Source organism: Streptomyces sp. NBC_01166, assembly GCF_045039765.1.
Taxonomy (GTDB): Bacteria; Actinomycetota; Actinomycetes; order Streptomycetales; family Streptomycetaceae; genus Streptomyces.
Window position 1 is genome coordinate 1,050,236 of the sequence record NZ_CP108613.1, and the last position, 19,444, is coordinate 1,069,679.

A 19,444-nucleotide genomic window follows, 5' to 3' on the forward strand; every position below is an offset into this window, starting at 1 on the left:
GGTGATCAGTGCTGGGCGTCGAAGCCGTCACGGAAGACAGGGAGCTTCTCGCCGGCCTCGACGGGCAGGTGGAAGCGGTTCTGCCGCGGCGGCATCGGACAGTTGTACTGATCGGAGAATCCGCAGGGCGGCACGAAGGCCTGGTTGAAGTCGAGGACGACCCGGGTCTCGTCCTCCGTACGCCGCACGAAGAGGAAGCGGCCGGCCCCGTAGGTGATGTCACCGTTGGTCGGGTCGCCGAAGACGAGGAGCAGCGTGCCGTCGTCGTCGAAGGCGCTGAGCGTGTACGGGCGGCCGTCGACGGTGAGCGTGATGTCTCCGGGGACGACCAGGTCGCGGCTGCCGCCGTTGTCCCGGATGTGCTCGAAGGCGATGCGCCGGGCGTCGGCGACAGGCGTGTACGAGGCTTCCAGGACCCAGGCGGGGTCGTAGGGGAAGGCATCCACCCGGTCGAAGTGGCGGATGGCGGGCGCGTCGGCGTCCCAGAATCGCAGACCGTGCTCGTCCTGGCCGCTGACCCGGTCGGTGCGCCGGAGGGTGGTGACGGTCACGGTCTCCGGCTGACCCGCTCGCGCGTCCGCCACGTCCGGGACCTCACCGGCCGGAGCCCAGCGGGTCTCGACCAGGGCGAGATTGCCGGTCGGGGACGTGAGCGCGCGGTGGCGCTCGGCACGCCAGGCGTCCCATTCCTCCGCGGGGTCGATGGATGCGCGGTCGGGGGCGGCATGGGACACGGCGTTACTCATTCGTCTAGGTGGAGCAGCCCTCACAGCCTCTGGGTAGCAGGACGTGAATATATGGCCAAAGCATCACCTTTATTGTCCATAAGCCCACCTAATGTCAAACGTACCTGTCACATTGTGAGACGAATCCCGGCCCGGACCGCGACGCGGAGGTTGTGCCGAGAAGACGCGGACGGTGTCCGCCCCTCCGTGGAAGTACTCGCCCCCGGCCACCGCCGGCAGGGTGGCCGCGGCCGACCTGGAGCGGATCCGGAGCACTCCAGGAGGCGTTGAACCCCGCGGTGGCACCCGACGGCGACGATCCACATATCCGTCGAGGCCGTGAGTCACTCAGCCTGAACAGCACCTGCCGGGACCTCGAAGACGATCACGAGCCCGTCGCTCTCGTTCCCCTGCTCGCCGACGCGGGTGAAACCGAAAGCCGCGACGGTTGCCAGCGAGGCGCTGTTGTCGGCTCTGACCCTGGCCCGCACGGTCCTGACCTCGGGTTCGGCGGCAGCCCTGACGAGCAGCGCCCTCAACATGGCTCGGGCATAGCCCTGGCGGCGATGTCCAGGCACGACGGTGAAGCCGACCTCGACCATGCCGGCATCGTCCGGTGGCCCGTGAAACCCGGCGTCACCGACGACGATCCCGTCCGGCTCGGACACCGCGACCCGCGTGATCCAGGGCGCGGCAGACGGGTTCTCGGCGAGCTGGCCGGCGCGATGGCGGAAGATCCAGCGAGCCCGGTCGCAGACGAAGTGTTCGTCCAGGGCGACGCCGGCCTCGGCGCTGCCCCCGGCGAGGTCACCGTCGGCAAGGGCCCCCAGAGCCTTCGCGCTCAGCTCGACGAAGCGGACGTGTTTGGAGGTGGCGAGCGAGGTGGCGAGAGGTTCGTTGTTCATCGCGGAGATGCTGGCCCGGCGCCGAAGGACTGTCCACTGCTTTACGACCTCGGCGGACAGGATCGTCCCGGTCGGCCCGTCCACCGTCGGACTACGGCTGTCCGAAGGCGCGCAGAAGTTTCGTCCGCTTGCGTCGGGCGCTGGTCACACACCGGAAGCGTGGCCGCGCACCGCCCGCGGTGATCGCGAAGGTCCGGTCACTTCCCGCCCGGATCACAGACACCTCCGTTGAGCGTGCGCTCCGGCCACTCAGCCGGCCCCGCCGTCGAGCAGCCAGCTGTAGCGCAGCCGCAGTGCCCGCTCCGTGCTGGCCACCGCAGTGCCGATACCGACGGCGATGTTGAGCCATCCCGGCAGGTCGACGGGCGAGGTGAAGGTCCCGATGCGTTCCGCGACGGGCTCCACCTGGGTGACCGTCCCGATGAGCTGCGAGACGAGGAGAGCCAGGGCGAGGACGAGCACGATCGACGACATGACACCGAAACAGCGGCTCAGTACGGGGTGCGCCCTGTCGAAGTGTGCGCGGCGTCCTTCGGCGGAGCGGGGGTCGGGGGTGAGTTGGTACTCGGCCCCCTCTGCGGTGACGTAGTGGCAGCGCTTGATCCCGAAGGCGCTCATCCTCACCTCGACGGTGCCGCCCTGGACGGGGAAGTTGGCGGGGAGTTTCGACCGGGCGTGCTGCCTGCCGTCGAGGTACAGGTGGGCCTTGACCTCACCGGACGACTGGTTCTGCCCATGCCTGACGTCGACGGCGTAGACCGCCTGCCTGCCGTCGTCCTGCGGCAGCCGAAGGTAGAACAGTGCGCGGAAGAGCATCTGCCACCAACGGAACCGCTTCAGCGTCCGCCCGTCCCCCGGCGTGACCCGCTGCGCGGCCCTGTGACGCCGCCACTCCTTGAACATGCCTCCCGCTCCCTCCACCCGCCCGGCTCCGCCGCGCGGACGACGCCCTGCGACGGTCGCTGTCCCACGGTCCGGAATCCGAGTCTGTCCGCGCGGACCGCCCCGCACATCAGCCCGGCGGTCCTGAGGGCCTTCGACCGCGGGCGAGGCACTGGTTCGACTCAGGTCCAAGGCGGTGTCAGCCCCAGGTCCGACTCGTCGGCCGCACCGCCTGGCGATAATGACCAGGTGAACACGGACGGCGCGCCACAGCTCGGATGGTGGCAGCAGACCTGGCGACTGGCAGCAGCCGCGGCAGTGGGCATTCCGGCCTGGCTCTACACGGGTGTGCTGCTGCACTGGCAGGGCGCCGAAACGGGCTCCTGGTTCGTCATCGGTGATCCGCTGGTGGCTCTCGGCTGTCTGGCCGCGCTTCTGTGGCGGCGGCGGTTCCCGCTCGCGGTCGCCTTGGCGGTCGCGATCGCCTCGGCCGCGTCGGCACTCGCGGCCGGCGCCGCGCTCGTGGCGCTGGGCTCGGTCTCCACTCGTCGACGTCCGGCGGAGATCGGGGCCGTCGTGTCGGCCTACGTGATCGCGTCGCAGTTCGCCGTCGGGTTCTACCCGGTCCAGATCCCGCCCGGCTCGTTCTGGCTCCAGGTCGCGTTCCCGGCACTGACCGCGGGCATCGCTGTGGCCGTCGGTATGGCCGTCGGCGCGCGGCGTGTCGAGGTTCGGTCCTTGCGGGAGCGGGCGGAGAGCGCAGAACGGGAACAGAGCGCACGAGCGGCGCAGGTACGGGCCCTGGAACGCAACCGGATCGCCCGCGAGATGCACGACGTGCTCGCGCACCGGATCTCCCTGGTCGCCATGCAGGCGGGGGTGCTGGACCACCGCAGCGACCTCGGGGCCGAGGACAGCCGCGTGCTGGTCCGCGGCATCGCCGAGGCCTCCCACAGCGCGCTGGAGGAACTACGGGATGTCCTCGGTGTGCTCCGCGCCGACCCGGGCCACCCGGAACCACCCCAGCCCTCCCTCGACCGGATCCCCGAACTCGTCGCCGAGGCCCGCGCATCCGGACTGGACGTCACGCTCACCAGCACCGTGTCGGGAACACCGTCCGACGTCGTCGGACGGACCTGCTACCGGGTCGTCCAGGAAGGGCTCACCAACGCCGCCAAACACGCCCCGGGCGCACGCATCCACATCGCTCTCGCGGGAACGGCGGACGACGGACTCGATGTCAGCGTCCACAACTCCTCGGCGACCACGAAGCCCGTCCAACCGCCGGCATCGGGATTCGGACTGCTCGGCCTCGCCGAACGGGTAGGCCTCGCCGGCGGAAAGCTCGACCATCACCCCGGCCCCGGCAACGGATATGTCCTCACGGCGCGACTACCCTGGCCGAACCCCATCCACGAAAAGAGAACATGAGTGGACAGCGAGCGGGAGCCGGTGCGTGTCGCCGTCGTAGACGACGAACAGCTCGTGCGGATGGCGCTGCGGCTCGTCATCGACGGCGAACCCGACCTGACCGTCGTCGCGGAGGCGGCCGACGGGAACGCCGCGATCACCATGGTGGACGAACACCGGCCGGACGTCGTGCTGATGGACGTACGGATGCCCGGTCGTGACGGTCTCAGCGCGACCCGGGAGCTCCTCACCCGCCCGGAGCCGCCCCGGGTGCTCATGCTGACCACGTTCGACTCCGACGATCTGATCCTCGGCGCACTGCGCGCCGGAGCGCTGGGGTTCGTCCTCAAGGACACCCCACCGCCGCAGATCCTCGACGCCGTGCGGGCCGTCGCGGACGGCAACCCCGTGCTGTCTCCCGCGGCCACGGCACGGGTGATCGCCGCGGCCACCGGGCCTCGGTCCTCCCACGCCCGCGACTCGTCCCGCGAGGCCGCGCGGAGGCGGCTGTCCACACTGACCGAACGGGAACTCCAGACCGCTCGGGCCATCGCCGACGGACTGGGCAACCCTGAGATCGCGCGAAGGCTGAACATCACAGTCGCGACCGTCAAGGCGCACACAGGCGCCCTGTTCGCCAAGCTGGCGGCCGAGAACCGGGTGCAGATCGCCCTCTTGGTCCGTGACGCGGAGGAGTGACCGTGTCAGTCCCGGGTGATCACGATGACATCGTCGCTCTCGTTCCAACGCCGGACGTCGGTCTTGCGGGGGTTGACCCGCACCCCGTAGCCGGGCCCCGTCGTCGCGCGGTCACGGCACCGGTATCCGATGGCGCACTCTCCTCGGCGCGAAGCAGACTCGACGACGGTGGCGAAGGAGGCGCGGCACCCCGCCCTCACATAGTGGCCGGCCGGCTTGAGCTGGATCGTGTTGCCGCCGGGAGCGAGGAGTTCCTCGAACAGGCCGGCGAGATGCCAGTTCTGCGAGATCTGAGAGATCAGAAGGCCGACCAGTTTGCCGCTGACGACGAAATCGGCCCCGGGGCCGACCGGCGCGATGGCCCTGTTGCGGTCATCGGTCATCTCGGTGACCACGGTGACCGGGCTCCCCGACGTGCGTTCCAGATCGCGCAGGAGCAGCAGGGTCACCAGCGTGCGGTCGTCAGGCGCACCGCCACAGACCTCGCGGTCGGGGCCGAGGACGATGACGCCGTCGTACGCAGCGAGGTCCAGGCCGTTCACCGTCTCGGGCAAGGTGGGGTCTCCGGGGCGCAGGACGACCGTGAGGCGGGTGGCGACCTCCGCCTCCGCGGCGCGAACCTCCGCGGCGGTGGGCTCCCCGCCGTCTGCCACCACGTGGAGGACCGAGCCGGGGCCCACGTGGTCGGACAGGTGGCGGACGATGCGGCGTGCGCGGCGGTTCCACCCCAGCAGGAGCATCCTTTCGGACCGCGACGCCGCCGGTGGCCGGGACACGATCACCGACGCGTCGACGGGCGCGGGCTCAGGGGCCTCCGTCGTGGTGTCGTCGTCCTCCGCGATCACGACGATCCGGTCGCCCGTACGAACGAGCGAGTCGGGTGCGGGGTTGAGCCGCAGCTCCCCGCCCGCACGCACGATGCCGACCGCCGTCGACGCCGGATAGGCCGTCAGGACTTCGGCGAACGTGCGGCCGTCCTGCATCGGCGCCTCGACCACGTAGAACTCGTCGCCGGCGAAGTCCAGCAACTCCTGGTACACGGTCGACAGCCCGGGCTGCCGGGCGCACTGTGCCACGAGCCGTGCGGTGATGTCGTCGATCTCCACGACGACCGCCCCCGGGCCGGCGGCGAGAGTGGCGGCCAGCCGGTAGCGGCCGTCCCGGACCACAGCCAGGATCCGGGCGCGGCAGTCGTCGTCGATCGCCGCCCGGAGGGACAGCAGGTTCTTGACGATCTCGGCGTCCTCGTCGGGTTCGTCGCGCGGTAGCACCAGGACGACGTCCGCCGTGGCCGGGCTGACCCGTTCGAGCGCGGCCGGGTCCGTCGGGCGGCCGTTGCGGCAGATGAGCCGGGTGCCGCCTGTGTCACCCACTTCGGTACGCAACTCCTCCTCCATGTCCGTCTTGTCCCGGTCGGCCAGGACGGCGATGGCTCTCCGCCCCTGGTTGGCGTTGGCCTCCACGATCTCGGCCACGACCGTGAAGATCTGGTCGGACCAGCCGAGTACGACGGTGTGGCCGTCCTCCAGGACGGTGGAGTGGCCTCGGCGGAGGTCCAGGAGCTTCTCGGTGATCGCGGCGGTGATCAGGCTGACGAGGGTGGACACGTAGAAAAGAGCGACCAGGGCGAGGAAGACCGACAGGACGACGCGCAGGGGCGATCCGGGCTCTCCGCCCAGCCGCAGGGTCTGTCCGACGCTCCGCCACACCGCAGCGGCCTTCGCCCACCGGTCGTCGGGTGCCTGCTCGTCCGTCCACACCAGAATCGCGCTGGCCGGGACGACGATGACCAGGCACGCGACGGCGAGCCAACCGATGAGGGCCGCGGCACCACCTGCAAGCGTGTTGTCGAACCAATACCGCGCCTGCTCGCTCAGCGCTGCCCGGCGGGACACCCCCGCGGCAGGGCCCACCGGGGCCGTGGGGGCGGCCTGACCTTGCCGTTGCTTACCCACCCTGGCGGCCCCGGGCCGGCGGCGCCTGTCCTGATCGTTGCTCGTCTTGTGCACAGCAGCAGCGTGAAGAGTCGTTGACCACGGCATACGGGTATCCGTTCGCGGTTCATCCTTTAGAGGACGAAGTGGACATCGGCGCGGCTTCTCCCCCTGCCCGGCGTGGCCGGCTGTCCGCCGCGCGTGTCCGCTTCACCCAGACCGTGGCGCCGGCCCCTCAGGCCAACCGGAACACCGGGCCACGCGGAGTGAACGGCAGAGTGACACCCTGCGGGATCATCGCTGCCTCAGGACGGTCACGCCGCGGGTCGTGTCCCACAGGCCACCGAGCGTGCGAATCGAGTGCTCCAGGCTGGATCTCTGGGAATCGTGGGCCATGGTCGCTCTCCCCTGCTCGTATGGTGCTTGCGGACGTGATCGCGGGCGCTGGACGGGCGGCGGCGTAGCCAGTCGTACGTCGTGCGCCCCGCGGCCTCATGCCTGGGGGCGGCCGAAGGCGGCGTCGGAATCGTCGCCGCCCCAACCACCCCGAGTACGCCACAGGACGTGAACCCCGAAGACCTCGCGCACGGTCTCGGCAGCCCAGTCCTCGGCAGGCGGCTCGCACAGGACCAGGTGCAGGCGGTCGGCCGGCGTGTGCAGGGTGTGGTTGATCTCGAGAAGACGGGTCGCTCCCGAGCGGAGATCCTCGTACGCGGAGTGGCCCACTCCCAGAACCTCGTAGACGTACAGCCCGTCGCCCACGGTGCAGAGGACGTCGACAGCCTCCGAGTCGTTCGGCTGAAGGTCCGCCCACAGCAGCTCCGACTTCAAGGCGTGGCGCACCGCCTCGTGCTTCTTGCAGGTGCGGTCGACGGCGGCCGAGGCCTCCAGGGCGCGCAGGAAGCCTTCCTTCGAGGTCACGGCCGGTACCGCGGGTGCTTCTTCGACGGTGGTCACGAGTTCGGCTTCCTTCTGATCTGCGTGCTCGGGCTGGTGGGCGGCGGGTTCGGTGGTGTTGTCGAGGGTCACGGCGTCGGCCAGGCGGGTGCGGAGCGTCTTCTGTGCTTCAGCCAGAGCCACGGCCCATCCGGACTCGGCGAGTTCTGACCTCAGGCGAGCGGTCTCCAGTGTGCTGTCCTTCAGCGCGCGGTTGGTGCGTGATGCGAGGTCTCTCAGCACGCCCAGGCGCTGCCGGTCGGGGGAGCCGAGAACGCGGTACACGTCCACCCAGTCCGGCGAGTCGCGGCGGAGGATACGGTTGACAATGCCCTGCAGTTCGGACAGCCGGGCACGCGCATCCGCCACGACTACCTCGTCGCCGGCGATGAGGTCTTCGAGCACGCCGAGCGCCGCCAGATAGCGCTGAGCCATCTTCGTCGAGATGGGCAGGCGGCCCCGACTGTCAGTGGTGAGCACACTCTGGCCCGTCTCGTTGGCGAACACCCAGCAGTCCAGTTCGTCGCCGGGGCGGGGAGGCGTGGAACCGTGCCGGACCGTGAGGGCCAAGGGCCGGTCCGTCTCGGGGCTGAGTGCCTGAACCTTGTAGCGGCCGCCCGGCCCGGGGCCGAGCACCCGGACGCGGATATCTGCCCCGATCTCGGGGACGTCGCCCCGGTCCGTACCGGATCCTGTCTCGGCGGAGGGGGCGTCCTGGTGGCCGGGATCCGTCTCCGTGAGGACATCCGGAAGCGGCGAGGTGTGCAGCACCGTCAGGCTCTGCGTGCTGCGCGTGAGGGCGATGTACAGCTGCCGCAGGCCGGTCGGACCGCGGCCGGCGAAGGTGGCGGGCTCGAGGACCAGGACATGGTCGTACTCCATGCCCTTCGCTTGAGGCGCGGCCAGAACGGATACCGCCTCACGGTCCGTTCCCGTGAGGTCGGCGCCCTCATCGAGGCGACGGCTGATCTCCTCCAGCCAGGGCGAGTCGTCGGGGACGATGACGGCGACGGAGCGCGGTGTGTTCCCGTCGCTGGTGCCGACCAGGCGGGTCATCTGGGTGACGGTGTCGTCGAGCAGCTGCCCCGGTTCGGTCGCCACCGTTCGTACGGCGTCCTCCCCCGCTCTTCGCACAGCCTGCGGGTACAGCTGTCCCGGGGCGACCGCGCCGGCGAGGGGCGCGACGAAGTCCATGATCTCGGCCGGCACGCGGTAGCTGGTGCTCAGCTCGGCGACGCGCCAGTCCCCGTGATCGGACAGAAGTGCGCCGAGAGGGTCCCAGCTGAGGTGGGTGTGGGGGCCGGTGGCCTGGGCGAGGTCGCCGAGGACCGTCATGGAGCCGCCGACGGCGCAACGGCGGCGCAGCGCGCGGGCCTGCAGCGGGGTGAGGTCCTGGGCCTCGTCGATGACGATGTGCCCGTAGCGGCGGGGTGTCTCCCCCGCAATGAGGAACCGGAGTTCTTCGAGGCAGACATGGTCGTCGAGACTCCAGGGCTCGGCGTCGGCGGTGGCGGCCCGGGGCCGGTGCAGGGCTGCCTGCTCGTCGGCGTCGAGGATGCCGTCCGCGCAGGCGTGCAGGAGGTCTGGCGAGTCGTAGAGGCTGCGCAGGGCCTCCCTTGCGCCGGGCGACGGCCAGATGCGTTCGACGAGCCGCTCGACGCGGCGGTTGCGTTCGAGGTCGCGACGGATCGTGCCGCCCTGGCCTCGCCGGGGGGCGATGGTGGCCAGCTCCTGGAGGAGCCGGTCGACGAACAGGCTGCGGAAGCGTTCGCGGCGCTGCCGGTAGGGGCCGTCAACGGCGCGTGCCTCGTCGAGGAGTGTGAGGACCTCGGACTTCGGCACGCGGAGCGTCGTACTGCCGGCGGTGACGACGACGGCCGGCTCGTCGCCCTCGTAGGAGGGCGCGGTGGTGAGGTCGTCGAGTGCCTCGGGACGGCAGTCGCTCTCGACACGGCGCCGCAGCACGGCCGCCATCCGCTCGTCGGACTTCACCTGCCGCGCCTGCGAGGTGTCGGTGCCGAGGGTCTCGCCCTCCCACAGCCGGTTCAGCTGGACGACGTTGACGTCGCGTGTGCCGAGCGTGGGCAGCACCTGACCGACGTAGTCGAGGAATCTCTGGTGCGGGCCGATGACGAGGATGTCCTGGGCCTTGAAGTGCTCGTTGTTGACGAGCCAGGTCACGCGGTGCAGCCCGACGGCGGACTTGCCGGTACCCGGGCCGCCCTGCACGACGAGGATGTCGGAGGGTGAGCCGGTGACCAGGTCCATCTGGTCACGGCGGATGGTCTCGACGATGTCCCGCATCCGGCCACCGCGCGAGCGCCGCAGCTCGCGCAGCAGGAAATCGTCCGGCTGGAGCGGCTTACGGCGCTGGTGGCGGACGACGTCGCCGGGCGTCGGGGACGGCGGACGGCCCACCGGCTGTTCGTCGCCCGGCTCCGGACGCCTCGCGACGGGCGTCTCGGGGGCCATCTGCGTATCTGCCCCGGTCGCGTCGTCCGCGGCCGGGCGCGGCTGCGGGACGGATGCGGGGGAAGGGTCCGCAGCTGCGATCTCGTCGAAGTAGTCCTGGACGACACGCTGTACGCAACGCAGCCGCCGCCGCAGAACCACCTCCCCGGGTGCCTCGGGCAAGGCCTCGGCCCACCTCTTGGCGAGTGTGCTGGTCCACAGCAGGACCACCGGATCGTTCTCGGCATCGCGCACACCCCGCCGACCGATGTACCAGGGACGCGGCTTCACGCCCGGGTCATCCGGCGCGTCCACCCGGGAGAAGACCAGCGCCTCGTCACCGAGCCCTCCGTACGCTTCGGCCTGCGCCTCCGCGTGCTTCCGGTTGGCGATGCCGTCCTTCCCGCTCGCCGAAGCCGTCGCGGCCGACGTCCCGGTCATCTCGGCCAGCTTCGCGGTGTAACAGGCGTACGCGTGGTCCACCGCCGTCTGCTCGGTGGCGATTACCTCGTCGTGCGTGGTGGTGCCCATGTACATCCTCCCTGCGGGCGCCCGTGAGCGCCGCTACGGGCCTGCGCCCGTACCCCGCTGCAACAACTACCAGAAGCCGGACGGTGACAACTAGTCAGATGCCAAGTTCGCGTACCAGCTCCCCGACCTCGGCATGCCGGACGCTCACCTGATCGCGCGGGGGCCTGATCTCGTACTGGTGGTGTGGCCCGGAGTTCGATACGACACAGGCCGGGCAGCACGTAGGCGTGTGCTGCTTCCGGGAGGCTAGGCCGTCTCTCTCGGATCTTGTCGCTGCTTTCCCCCGCCTCTCTGTTCCCACCCGCCGAGCGGCAGGATGGACGGATGGCGATGAGCGAGACGGAACTGCTGGCCCTCCTGCGTGAACTCGACGACCCCGAGCGGCTGGAGTGGCCGCTGAACTACGACCGCGCCGCAGCCAGCCTCACGTTCGGCAGGCTGGTGCGCCGGCTCGAGGCGGACTTCGGGGTCCAGTGCGAGTTCGAGCAGGAAACGCAGGACTCCAGCGAATACGGGCGTATACGCGTGCCGGCCCAGGCGACGCTCTGCGGGACGCGGATCGTGGTCTGCGTGAGCAAGTTCGGCTCTCTCGCCGAGGTCTGCGCCGACAATCCAGGGGCCTACTTCGGCACGGACGACGCCCGAGAGGAAGGCGCGCTGGACCCCTCCGACCTTGCCACCGTGGAGCGAGCGCTGGACGATATCGGCTACGTGAGCGTCCCCGAGGAACTGCTGGAAAGCGACTACGAGGGCCCAAGTGCGCTGGTGCTGTTCGAAGCGCGGCCCACTTGGTGGACGCGGTTCTTCGGCCTTGTGTGATCCGCCTGCCCGGCGGGATCTCGCAGCAAGAACGGTTCCGACTACCCCCGCCGGCTGGCTGCGCGGAGATCGGCGATAGACGGCATGCTGTCCATCGCTTCTTCTGCACGTCCGTGTTTGATGAGGAGCGCGGCCACCTCCCACGCCTCCACGTCGGCATCTGCCCGGAGCAGGCCGAGAGCCTCGTCGACGCGTCCTGACTGCTCCAGGATCCACGCGGTGCTGGATGTCAGTCCGTACACGTCCGTCGGTAGGGTCTTGGCGTAGGCGAGGGCTTCCTCGTATCGGCCTGCCTCGCCCAGCAGCCCTATCCGATTCGTGTGGAACCAGGACGAGTGCTCGTCGATGTATTCGGCATCGCGCTCGTCGAGGATGGCCAGGGCGTCATCGAAACGCCCGGCCTCGGAAAGAAGATGGATGACGCTTTCGAGAAGGCAGGCATCGTGGTGGTCGAACGTAGGTCGTCCCACCTCGACGGCCTCCGCGATCCGACCCTGCCGCCCCAGCAGCTCGATCAATGGCCAGCGGCAGCGGTCCCACTCGTCAGCCGCAATGAAACGTCGCAGGACGGTCTCGGCCTCTTCGGCCTGACCGCGGTCTTCGAGGGCCCTGGCGTAGTAGGGCAAGCCGACGTGCGCGTGCTCCCCTATGCCCAGTTCGCGCAGTTCGTCTATGCGACCGTTGCGCTGGAGGAGTTCGGCATAGGCGGTGAGCGTGTTCTGGACCAGGAAGTGACCGGCGGCTATGTCTGCCCTGAGTAGCCGGACGGCCTCGTCGACGCGGCCCGCGCGTTCCAGGACCTGGGCCTGAAGGTCCTGCGCATTACTGGCATCGAGGTTCCATCGTTCCTCACCGCAGGCGGTGCGGGCCCGCTCGGCCTTCGGTGCGAGCAGTTCAAGGACCCGCTCGTCCCGGTTCTGTCCCTCGGTCAGCTCGACCAGGGTGGACAAGAGCCATCCCCTGTCAAGATGCGGGGTGAGAACGGCGATCGCTTCATCCACCTGTCCCGCCTTGACCAGCAGCTCCGCGAAGTTGCGGCACACGTGCTCCGACGCCAAATCCGTATCGTCCGGGCGGCCCCAGTCCAGCGCCTGCTGTACCCGTCCCGCCTGCAGCATGATGTCGGCAGCCGCCCAGCGTGCTGGCTCCCAGCCAACTTCGACAAACGGCTTCAGTACGCCCAGAGCCCGCTCGAACTCCGCCATCCTGCCCAGCTCGCACGCTGCCGCCCTCGCGCAGGACCACGCTCCCCTTGAAGCCGCCCGGACCAGCAGTTCCACGTGCCCTTGCTCTACCAACAGGTCCACCAACACGGGCGGGTATCCACCGAGACCCCGTGACTGCCAGTTAAGATCATCAATATTCACGGGCTGAGCGTACGGTCGCCCACTGACAAACCAGCGGCACCATACTTCGATCGCTGAGCTAGCCGATCGTCGGCAACGCTCCTTCCCTCTAGCCGTTTCGACGGTCCTCAACTGCACCGCGTTGACTGGCGCGCAGCAGGTCGTCCATCACGACAAGGCAAACGTTGCCTGATACGGCACTGATGGCCCTGGCCTCGGTGAGCGCCTGCCCGGTCGGATCCGCCAGGTGCCTGCCGGGGCCAGTCGGTAGACAGCACCGCGAGCCGGTTTCATCTGATTTTCCGTTTTCGACAGCCTTCGTAGGCTCGTATCCCTATGCTGAGCGCCCAAGGCTGAGCAGTGGGGGGCAAATGGGCGAAGCCGGGCATGGCCATGAGCCGAAGATCGATGACACACGACGTCGGGTCTCCTGGAAGTTTCTTGCCGCGGTGGCGGTCTTCTCGTACCTCATATCGCGGGCGCTCAGGGGCGGCTCCTGGTATCCGCCCCTGGTGCTGCTCGTCCTGGGTGTCGTCGTACTCACCGTGCGGCACATACGGGACACGAGCATGGTCGGCATGGGCCAGCTCCTGCGTGAGGCCACCGTTGCGGAGCCGCTGATGAAGCGACTGACGAGGGCGGACCAGCTGAGTCTGGCCGGAGAGGTCGCCGCAGCCGTCGAGTTGCTCGATTCCGTGGCTGCGGATCCGGCCACCCGGCGGTTCCCGCTGCTGGCGGCGCACGTCGCCATGAAGCGCAGCGACTTCGCGGTGGGGCAGGGCGACCTGGCGACCGCCGAGTCGGAGGCGATCGCTGCGGTGCGCCACCACGAGAAGGGCCGTAACCGCTCCGCCCATTCCGAGGCGCTGGAGAAGCTTGGCAAGATCCAGTTGATCCTGGGCCGGAACGACGAGGCGGACGCCACCGTCACTCAGGCTGTGGCCGTCGGCGGGGGCCACATGTTCCGGATCAGCCGGGTCCGTGCGGAGCTCTACCTCGCCAACCTCGCCTTCGATCAGGACGACGTTCCGCAGGCCGCCGAACACGCCATGACGGCCCGCACGCTGGCCGCCAAGTGGCACTGCTACCCGCAACACGCCGGTGCGTGCGACCTGCTCGCCGTCGTAGCGCTCGCTGAGAACCGCGTCGCGGACGCGGCCACATGGACCGCCGAGGCCGATCGTGCGCTCTCGCGCGAAGGCAGTACATCGCCTCACCGCGTACGCCACCTGATCGCCACCGCCCTGGTCGCCCATGGGCAGGGCGACGAGACGGGCGCCCTCGCCGCTTACCTGCAGATGATGCGGGGCGTCGCCGAACTGCGCACCGGCTGGGGTTGGCGCGATGCCCAGGCGTATTACGTCGACCTCTACAGCGAACACGAGTTCGCCGCGTACACCACGGCGCACGCGCTGTATCAGAGCGGCGACCACCAAGCCCTGGACGCCTTCGCGTCGCTCCTCGACCTCGGCAGCCGGACCGCCCTGCGGCGCATGCTGCGCGGTGAACTCGTCTCGCGTACACCCGACGACCTCGAGGAGGACGGCATGGGGGAGATCGTCGGCCTGCTGACGACGCTGGCCGGAGCCGAGGCCACGAGTAGCGGTCCGGAGGGTGCGCTGATCGCCGAGGTCCAGTCGGCCCCCGCCCGGCCCGAAGAAACGAGCGGCCAGGTGGCGCGGGCGTACGAGCGTCTGGAGACGCTGGTGTCACTGAGGTTCCGTTGGGCCATCGAAGTGGACGGCGACGCCCCGGTCGCCGATCCGCGCACGTACGCGGATCGCTGGAACAGCCATGTGCTGCACGCACGGCTCGTGTCCAACGGCCAGGAGACCTCTGTGGTGGGGCTGTGGACGACCCCCGACGGCACGAGGCTCCCCTTCCTGCACCCGGTCCAGGGAGCCGCGGCGGCGCTGCTCGGCGACGTGGCCGGCATCGAGTCCCTGCGGAGCGGGCGGAAGCCGGTGACGCCGCCGGAGCCGGACACCACCGGGGAGACAGAGGGTGTTCGCGCCGAAGCACCGGACTGGCGGAGGACGCCACGCCATCGCCACCTGGCCTCCCGAGACGTCTTACCCTGGGCGGCCTTGGCCCGTCTTCTGCTGCCGCCCGGTCTCCTGGAACTCCTGGACGACGCCGACCCCCGCGGCGCAGTGCCCAAGCTGCTGGTCGTCCCGGACTCAAGCCTGTGGCGGGTGCCGTGGGCCGCTCTGAGCGTCGCGCCGGATGACCCGGATGGGTACGTAGTGGACCGATCGGTCCTCGCCATGTCGCCGAGCCTGTCCCTCATGGAGGGCCAGCAGCAGACTCCCCGGCCTGCCTCGGGCACGGAGGGCGGGGTGCCCGGACGGGCATTCACGTTTCTCTCCGGTGTGAACGCCGAAGGGCTGGACCTTGAACGGGCCGCCCTTGATGCCGCGTACGGCACCGGTGTCGTCCACGCCCGGACCCCCGGGCAGTTGCTGTCGCTGCTGGACCCCGACGGCGTGGACTTCGTGGTCGGTGCCGCCTCCGTGCACGGCAACGACAGACCGGGACTCGCGCACGCCCTGCACCTCGACCGGCACACCACGCTGTCCGCTGCCCGCATGCTTACCCTGCGGTTCCCGCGCACGCTGCTCTTCAACGCCTGTCTCTCCGCTGAACTCGACGAACGCCGCGGCACCGATCCGCTCGGCATCCCGACGGTCGCGTTGTGCCGAGGCGCCGAGACGGTCATCGGGGGGATCTTCCCGCTGCCGGACGGGAAGGGGAAGAACCCCCTGTACAGCCACCCGACGGCCCGCATCCTGGCCGCCCTCTACCAGCTCCTGGCCGAGGGCGTCGCGCCGGCCACGGCACTGCGCACCGCCCAGCGCCAGTTCCGGGCAGAGGTCGGCCCGGTCCCGCCGCTGCTGTGGGCGGGACTTGTCAGTATCACGGCGTCGTTCGATGACCCACCCAACACCTGACCCACCCATATCTGGAGCCTGCAGAGAAAGGACGCGTGCGTCATGACGACCCGAAACAGTGAGCCATCACCGGACCCTCAGAACAACGGGGGCGAGGGAGCGGACTGGGAGGACGAGTTCGGTTTCGACGACCGCCAGTTCGTCGTCGAGGATCTCACCGACGGGCCCGAGCTCCCGTTGCCACCCGCCGTGACCGGCGCCCCTCCCGCCCCGACGCCCGCCGTCGAACCGCCAGGGGAGCCAAGTGCCCAGTAGTGTCATCGCCGCAGTGCTGCTGCTCGCCGCGATGACTCCGGGTTATGCCTTCCACCGGTCCATGAACCGCTACCGCCCCAAGGACACCAGGTCCTCAACCACCGAGGTCGTCGAGCTGTTCAGCGTGGGGGCGCTGGCGACCGCCGCCGGGCTGCTGCTGACCCTGCTCCTCGGTGAACTCGCGCCCTTTCTCGTGACGCTCCGTGAGGTGACGAAGGCACCGGCCCACTTCCGGGACCACCCCTGGTCGTGGGTCGGTGCGGTGGTGCTGGCCATGGCACTGAGCATGGCGCTCAGCACGCTGGCCGGCGTGTACGCAGGCCGGAAGTCACCGAGACGTACGGGCGCTGCGGTCCGGGAGGGGACAGTGGCTGTACACGCTCTCACCGACCGCGCGGGGCCGGACAAGCGACGCAAGCCGTTCGTCTCCGTCGAGCTGTCCGACGGGAGATTGGTGGAGGGCTACGTGCGCTACGTGTCGACCGATCCGGACCCGGCCCGTCGGGACATCGTGCTCCAGCGGCCGATCGCGTGGACGGGCCCGGGCGCCGTACCGCGCACCGCGTCACCGGCCGTGTGTGTCTTCGTACCGGGGGCGCTCGTGCGTGTGGTGCACATCAGTTATCCGCCTGCGCAGGCACCGAGCGCCACACCGGTGCTCCGGTCGCAGGCGGCGTCGGCCGCTCCGTAGACCTGGTCCTCAGAGCCATCGAGCCCGTGGTCAACGAGTGGTCCACGGGCAGAGCCTCGGACAGCTGAGCAGTCCTTGCCTCCCCGCCGGTCCTGGCAGAGATCTTCTCCGCCAGGACCGGCGTCTGCGAGCGGCGCATGGCAGTGCGACAAGCCGAGCCAGCGCGCCCTCGAGGCGCCCGTGTTCTACGGGCGGGCGTGGTCATGGCACATCCTGGGAGATGACCCAGATACGCCAGAGACCGCCGCGAGATGATCTTGGAGACCGTCTCGCCCTGCGCATCCACGACGGGGCGTTCTCCGCGATGGATCTCACCGCCCGCTACCCGCGTACCGGCGAGCTGCTGGCCACCGTGAAGTTCATGGTCCGGACCCTCGCCGCCCCGCAGTCGGCCAGGCCGACGCTTGGTGTCGGACTGGTCGTACTGCGCGGGCCGGCAGGCGCGCCGTACCGGGTACGGGTCCGTCGCCTGAACGGTGCACTCGTGCACGGCGCGGGGGCGGCCGACAGGTGTGAACTACTTCGCTCTCCGCAGCCATCGTTCTCGGCCTCGACATTCGCTGTGCTACGACCGTCTGCATCTTTGCGCTCCTCCGTGCCGACCAGGATGGACATCGTCTCTGTCGTGCGGGCGCTCCCGGACCTCGTGCTTGCCCCGCTCCCCGGCGCCGCCAGTGAATGGGCATGAGCCCCGGATCGCCGGTATCGACGGCGGGTCTGACACACGAATCCCGCCGGTGGTCACCCGAGCCACCAACCAGATCAGCGACTATTCCTCGCTTTCTGGTCCCGGCTCAGCTGCAGTCGCCAGCGGCGCCTCACCGCCCCTGGGCGTCGGCGCGGCCCGTGGGCGTCAACTGGGCATGTGCCGCGGGGAGTTGGACCGGGCGCTGGAGCGGGGCGTGCATACAGGCGGCATGGTCGCGTTAAAGTGCCCGCCGTGGAGGCGGGATGGCCCGTGGAGCCGCTCGAGAACGTCCCGGTTCGCCGGGCAGGGCCACCATCGCTCGACTGATCAAATCCTGCGCGCCAGGCGATGACACACGGATACGATGCGCTCGCCGCTCGTACAGACGTGCCCATCGGGGCACCCTGCGTGCGATCAACGGGAGGAATCACTTGACCATGTCCTTCGGCGCGAGACCGCGTGCAGTTCTCGCCTCTCTGGGAGCTGTTGCCATGGCGCTGGCCGGCGCCGCAACCCCGGCGAACGCGGTCGACGGGACGCTCACCCCACCGACTCATCTGTTCAACGAGTACAGACACTGCGCGACGGACGCACAGCAGCCTTCGTACCGGTGGGCCCGCGAAGGTCTGCTGGTGGAAGGCATCCCCGGAGTCACAGAGGCCACGGGAGGCGCCCGCGTCAGCGTGCGGTACCAGGTCTGGCCGGTAGCCGATCCCTCGAAGATCACCACGGTCACCCGCGACTACGCCACCCCCGGATTCGAGGCTCCCGCCACACTTCCGGCAAGCGCGTTCGTCGATGGGCAGAGCTACGCGTGGCAGGCGCGGACGGTGGCAGGGGACGCGGTCTCGGACTGGTCAGCGCCCTGCTATGTCACCGTCGACAACAGCAAACCTGCGAATGCCCCCTCCATCACCTCGTCGAACTACACACCCGAGACATGGAACGAGGGCGGCGAGCCGGTCGAGTTCACGCTCGGCGCGAACGGCGTCGACGATGTCGAGGGCTTCGAGTTCTCCTGGCAGCAGAGCCTGCCGGTCATCGGTACGAGTATCGGTGACCACGGCATTCCGCAGCCCGTCGACCCGTACGCCGATACAAAGTACTTCAAGCGCGCCAACACGCTCGGTGGCTCGACCACGCTCAGTCTGGTGCCGCCGACCGGCTCCGGTCCGATGACGCTGTGGGTGCGCAGCCTGGACCGCGCCTACAACGGGTCGGGGATCGCCAGGTACGACTTCCGAGTCAATTCCACGGCGCCCACCATCTCACCGGCGGTCCCGGAACCCGAGTTCGGTCAGCCTACCGAGTTCACGTTGCGCCCCGACCCCGAGCTGCAGGCGAAGAGCCCTGTCGTGAGCTACTCCGTCAAGACCATCGGAGGTCAGGAAGACAGGACCTTCGACGTCACGGCACGACCGGACGGCACTGCGACGGTGGAGCTCGCGCTGGATGGCCTCTACAACGAGCACCTCCAGGTGAGTAGCAGGAGTGGCAACGGATGGGTGAGCGACGCAGCGTGGTGGGGTATCAGTTTCGACACCACGCCCGGTGTCTCCTCGGTCACCTACCCTGAAAACGGTTCGGGCGGTGGCATCGGCGTTCCGGGCACCTTCACGTTCACACCCAGGGTGAAGGATGTCGTGAGCTTCACGTACAGCTTCAACAACGGTGACCCGGAGGTGACGGTCCCCGCGGGCGCCGACCACACGGCAAGCATCGACTGGAGCCCGGCCGCGGATGGCTGGCATGACCTCACGGTGTACGCGACGACCCGCTCGGGCCTTCAGCTGGCGCCCTACGACTACTTCTTCACCGTGAACTGAATCCAACCCACCAGATGGTCCCGGGCCCGGGCTCCCCTGCGGAGGCCGGGCCCGCGTCTGCACAGGCCGGTCAGGCCGGTCAGGCCGGTCAGGCGTCATCGTCGCTCCCGCGGCACCCGACGATGACTACCCCGAAGAATGCCGGATGCCTATTCAATAGCGGCCGTGTTGGAGACCGACCTGGCCTGGTACCGCGAGGACCGTACGGACGAGACCGAGTTCCGCTCCGTCACCGACCTCCGGGGACTTGGCCTCCATCCGTAGAGACCATCCCCGCGGGGGCGGGGAGCAGACTGCGTGACCTGCAGGTTCATCGGCGAGGGGACGCGTTTCTGGGCACCTTCACGAGAATCGACACTACAGACATAGTTCACTTATCTTCCAAAGAGCCAGAA

Annotated in this window: 14 protein-coding genes; 8 read left to right on the top strand and 6 right to left on the bottom strand. The window is 69.3% G+C overall.

All coding sequences use genetic code 11. The annotated features are described in order from the left end of the window. Positions 1–5 precede the first annotated feature (5 nt). From OG379_RS05020 to OG379_RS05030, 3 genes are all read right to left on the bottom strand, one after another. On the bottom strand, positions 6–746 hold the full coding sequence (locus tag OG379_RS05020; protein ID WP_405659709.1) for a DUF1684 domain-containing protein: 741 nt from the start codon (positions 744–746) through the stop codon (positions 6–8). Between the two features lie 323 nt (positions 747–1,069). Next, complete coding sequence (locus tag OG379_RS05025; RefSeq protein WP_405659712.1) at positions 1,070–1,630, bottom strand: GNAT family N-acetyltransferase; 561 nt, start codon at positions 1,628–1,630, stop codon at positions 1,070–1,072. Between the two features lie 249 nt (positions 1,631–1,879). Then, positions 1,880–2,533, bottom strand: coding sequence for a hypothetical protein (locus tag OG379_RS05030; protein WP_405659714.1), 654 nt, complete (start codon positions 2,531–2,533; stop codon positions 1,880–1,882). 228 nt (positions 2,534–2,761) lie between these two features. Between OG379_RS05030 and OG379_RS05035 the strand changes: the two genes are divergently transcribed. Both OG379_RS05035 and OG379_RS05040 read left to right on the top strand, forming a co-directional pair. Continuing rightward, entirely contained in the window at positions 2,762–3,943 is a 1,182-nt protein-coding gene (locus OG379_RS05035) for a sensor histidine kinase (protein ID WP_405659717.1), read from the top strand. Beyond that, positions 3,944–4,621 (top strand): response regulator, encoded by a 678-nt coding sequence (locus OG379_RS05040; protein WP_405659719.1) that lies wholly within the window; start codon positions 3,944–3,946, stop codon positions 4,619–4,621. A gap of 5 nt (positions 4,622–4,626) precedes the next feature. Here the strand turns inward: OG379_RS05040 and OG379_RS05045 are convergent, their stop codons facing one another. Both OG379_RS05045 and OG379_RS05050 read right to left on the bottom strand, forming a co-directional pair. Further along, the gene (locus OG379_RS05045; protein WP_405659721.1) at positions 4,627–6,630 is read right to left on the bottom strand and encodes a CASTOR/POLLUX-related putative ion channel; all 2,004 of its coding nucleotides are present in this window, start codon (positions 6,628–6,630) and stop codon (positions 4,627–4,629) included. A 417-nt stretch (positions 6,631–7,047) separates the two neighbouring features. After that, the gene (locus OG379_RS05050; protein WP_405659723.1) at positions 7,048–10,473 is read right to left on the bottom strand and encodes a HelD family protein; all 3,426 of its coding nucleotides are present in this window, start codon (positions 10,471–10,473) and stop codon (positions 7,048–7,050) included. Between the two features lie 324 nt (positions 10,474–10,797). Here OG379_RS05050 and OG379_RS05055 point away from each other — a divergent pair, with 324 nt between their 5' ends. Then, a complete protein-coding gene (locus OG379_RS05055; RefSeq protein ID WP_405659725.1) occupies positions 10,798–11,292 on the top strand; it encodes a hypothetical protein in 495 nt (164 codons plus the stop codon). Between the two features lie 41 nt (positions 11,293–11,333). Here the strand turns inward: OG379_RS05055 and OG379_RS05060 are convergent, their stop codons facing one another. Next, entirely contained in the window at positions 11,334–12,497 is a 1,164-nt protein-coding gene (locus OG379_RS05060) for a hypothetical protein (RefSeq protein WP_405659728.1), read from the bottom strand. A gap of 590 nt (positions 12,498–13,087) precedes the next feature. On the opposite strand from OG379_RS05060, the gene OG379_RS05065 reads away from it, so the two are divergent. The 5 genes from OG379_RS05065 to OG379_RS05085 all read left to right on the top strand — a co-directional run bounded on the left by OG379_RS05065 (position 13,088) and on the right by OG379_RS05085 (position 19,049). Beyond that, a complete protein-coding gene (locus OG379_RS05065) occupies positions 13,088–15,589 on the top strand; it encodes a CHAT domain-containing protein (protein WP_405659730.1) in 2,502 nt (833 codons plus the stop codon). Positions 15,590–15,631: 42 nt separating this feature from the next. Next, positions 15,632–15,844, top strand: a complete 213-nt coding sequence (locus OG379_RS05070) for a hypothetical protein (RefSeq protein ID WP_405659733.1) — start codon at positions 15,632–15,634, stop codon at positions 15,842–15,844. Next, complete coding sequence (locus OG379_RS05075) at positions 15,834–16,535, top strand: DUF6338 family protein (RefSeq protein WP_405659735.1); 702 nt, start codon at positions 15,834–15,836, stop codon at positions 16,533–16,535. The genes OG379_RS05070 and OG379_RS05075 overlap by 11 nt, the downstream gene beginning before the upstream one ends. Before the next feature lie 220 nt (positions 16,536–16,755). Next, positions 16,756–17,223, top strand: coding sequence for a hypothetical protein (locus OG379_RS05080; RefSeq protein WP_405668840.1), 468 nt, complete (start codon positions 16,756–16,758; stop codon positions 17,221–17,223). A 491-nt stretch (positions 17,224–17,714) separates the two neighbouring features. After that, on the top strand, positions 17,715–19,049 hold the full coding sequence (locus tag OG379_RS05085; protein ID WP_405659738.1) for a hypothetical protein: 1,335 nt from the start codon (positions 17,715–17,717) through the stop codon (positions 19,047–19,049). Positions 19,050–19,444 lie beyond the last annotated feature (395 nt).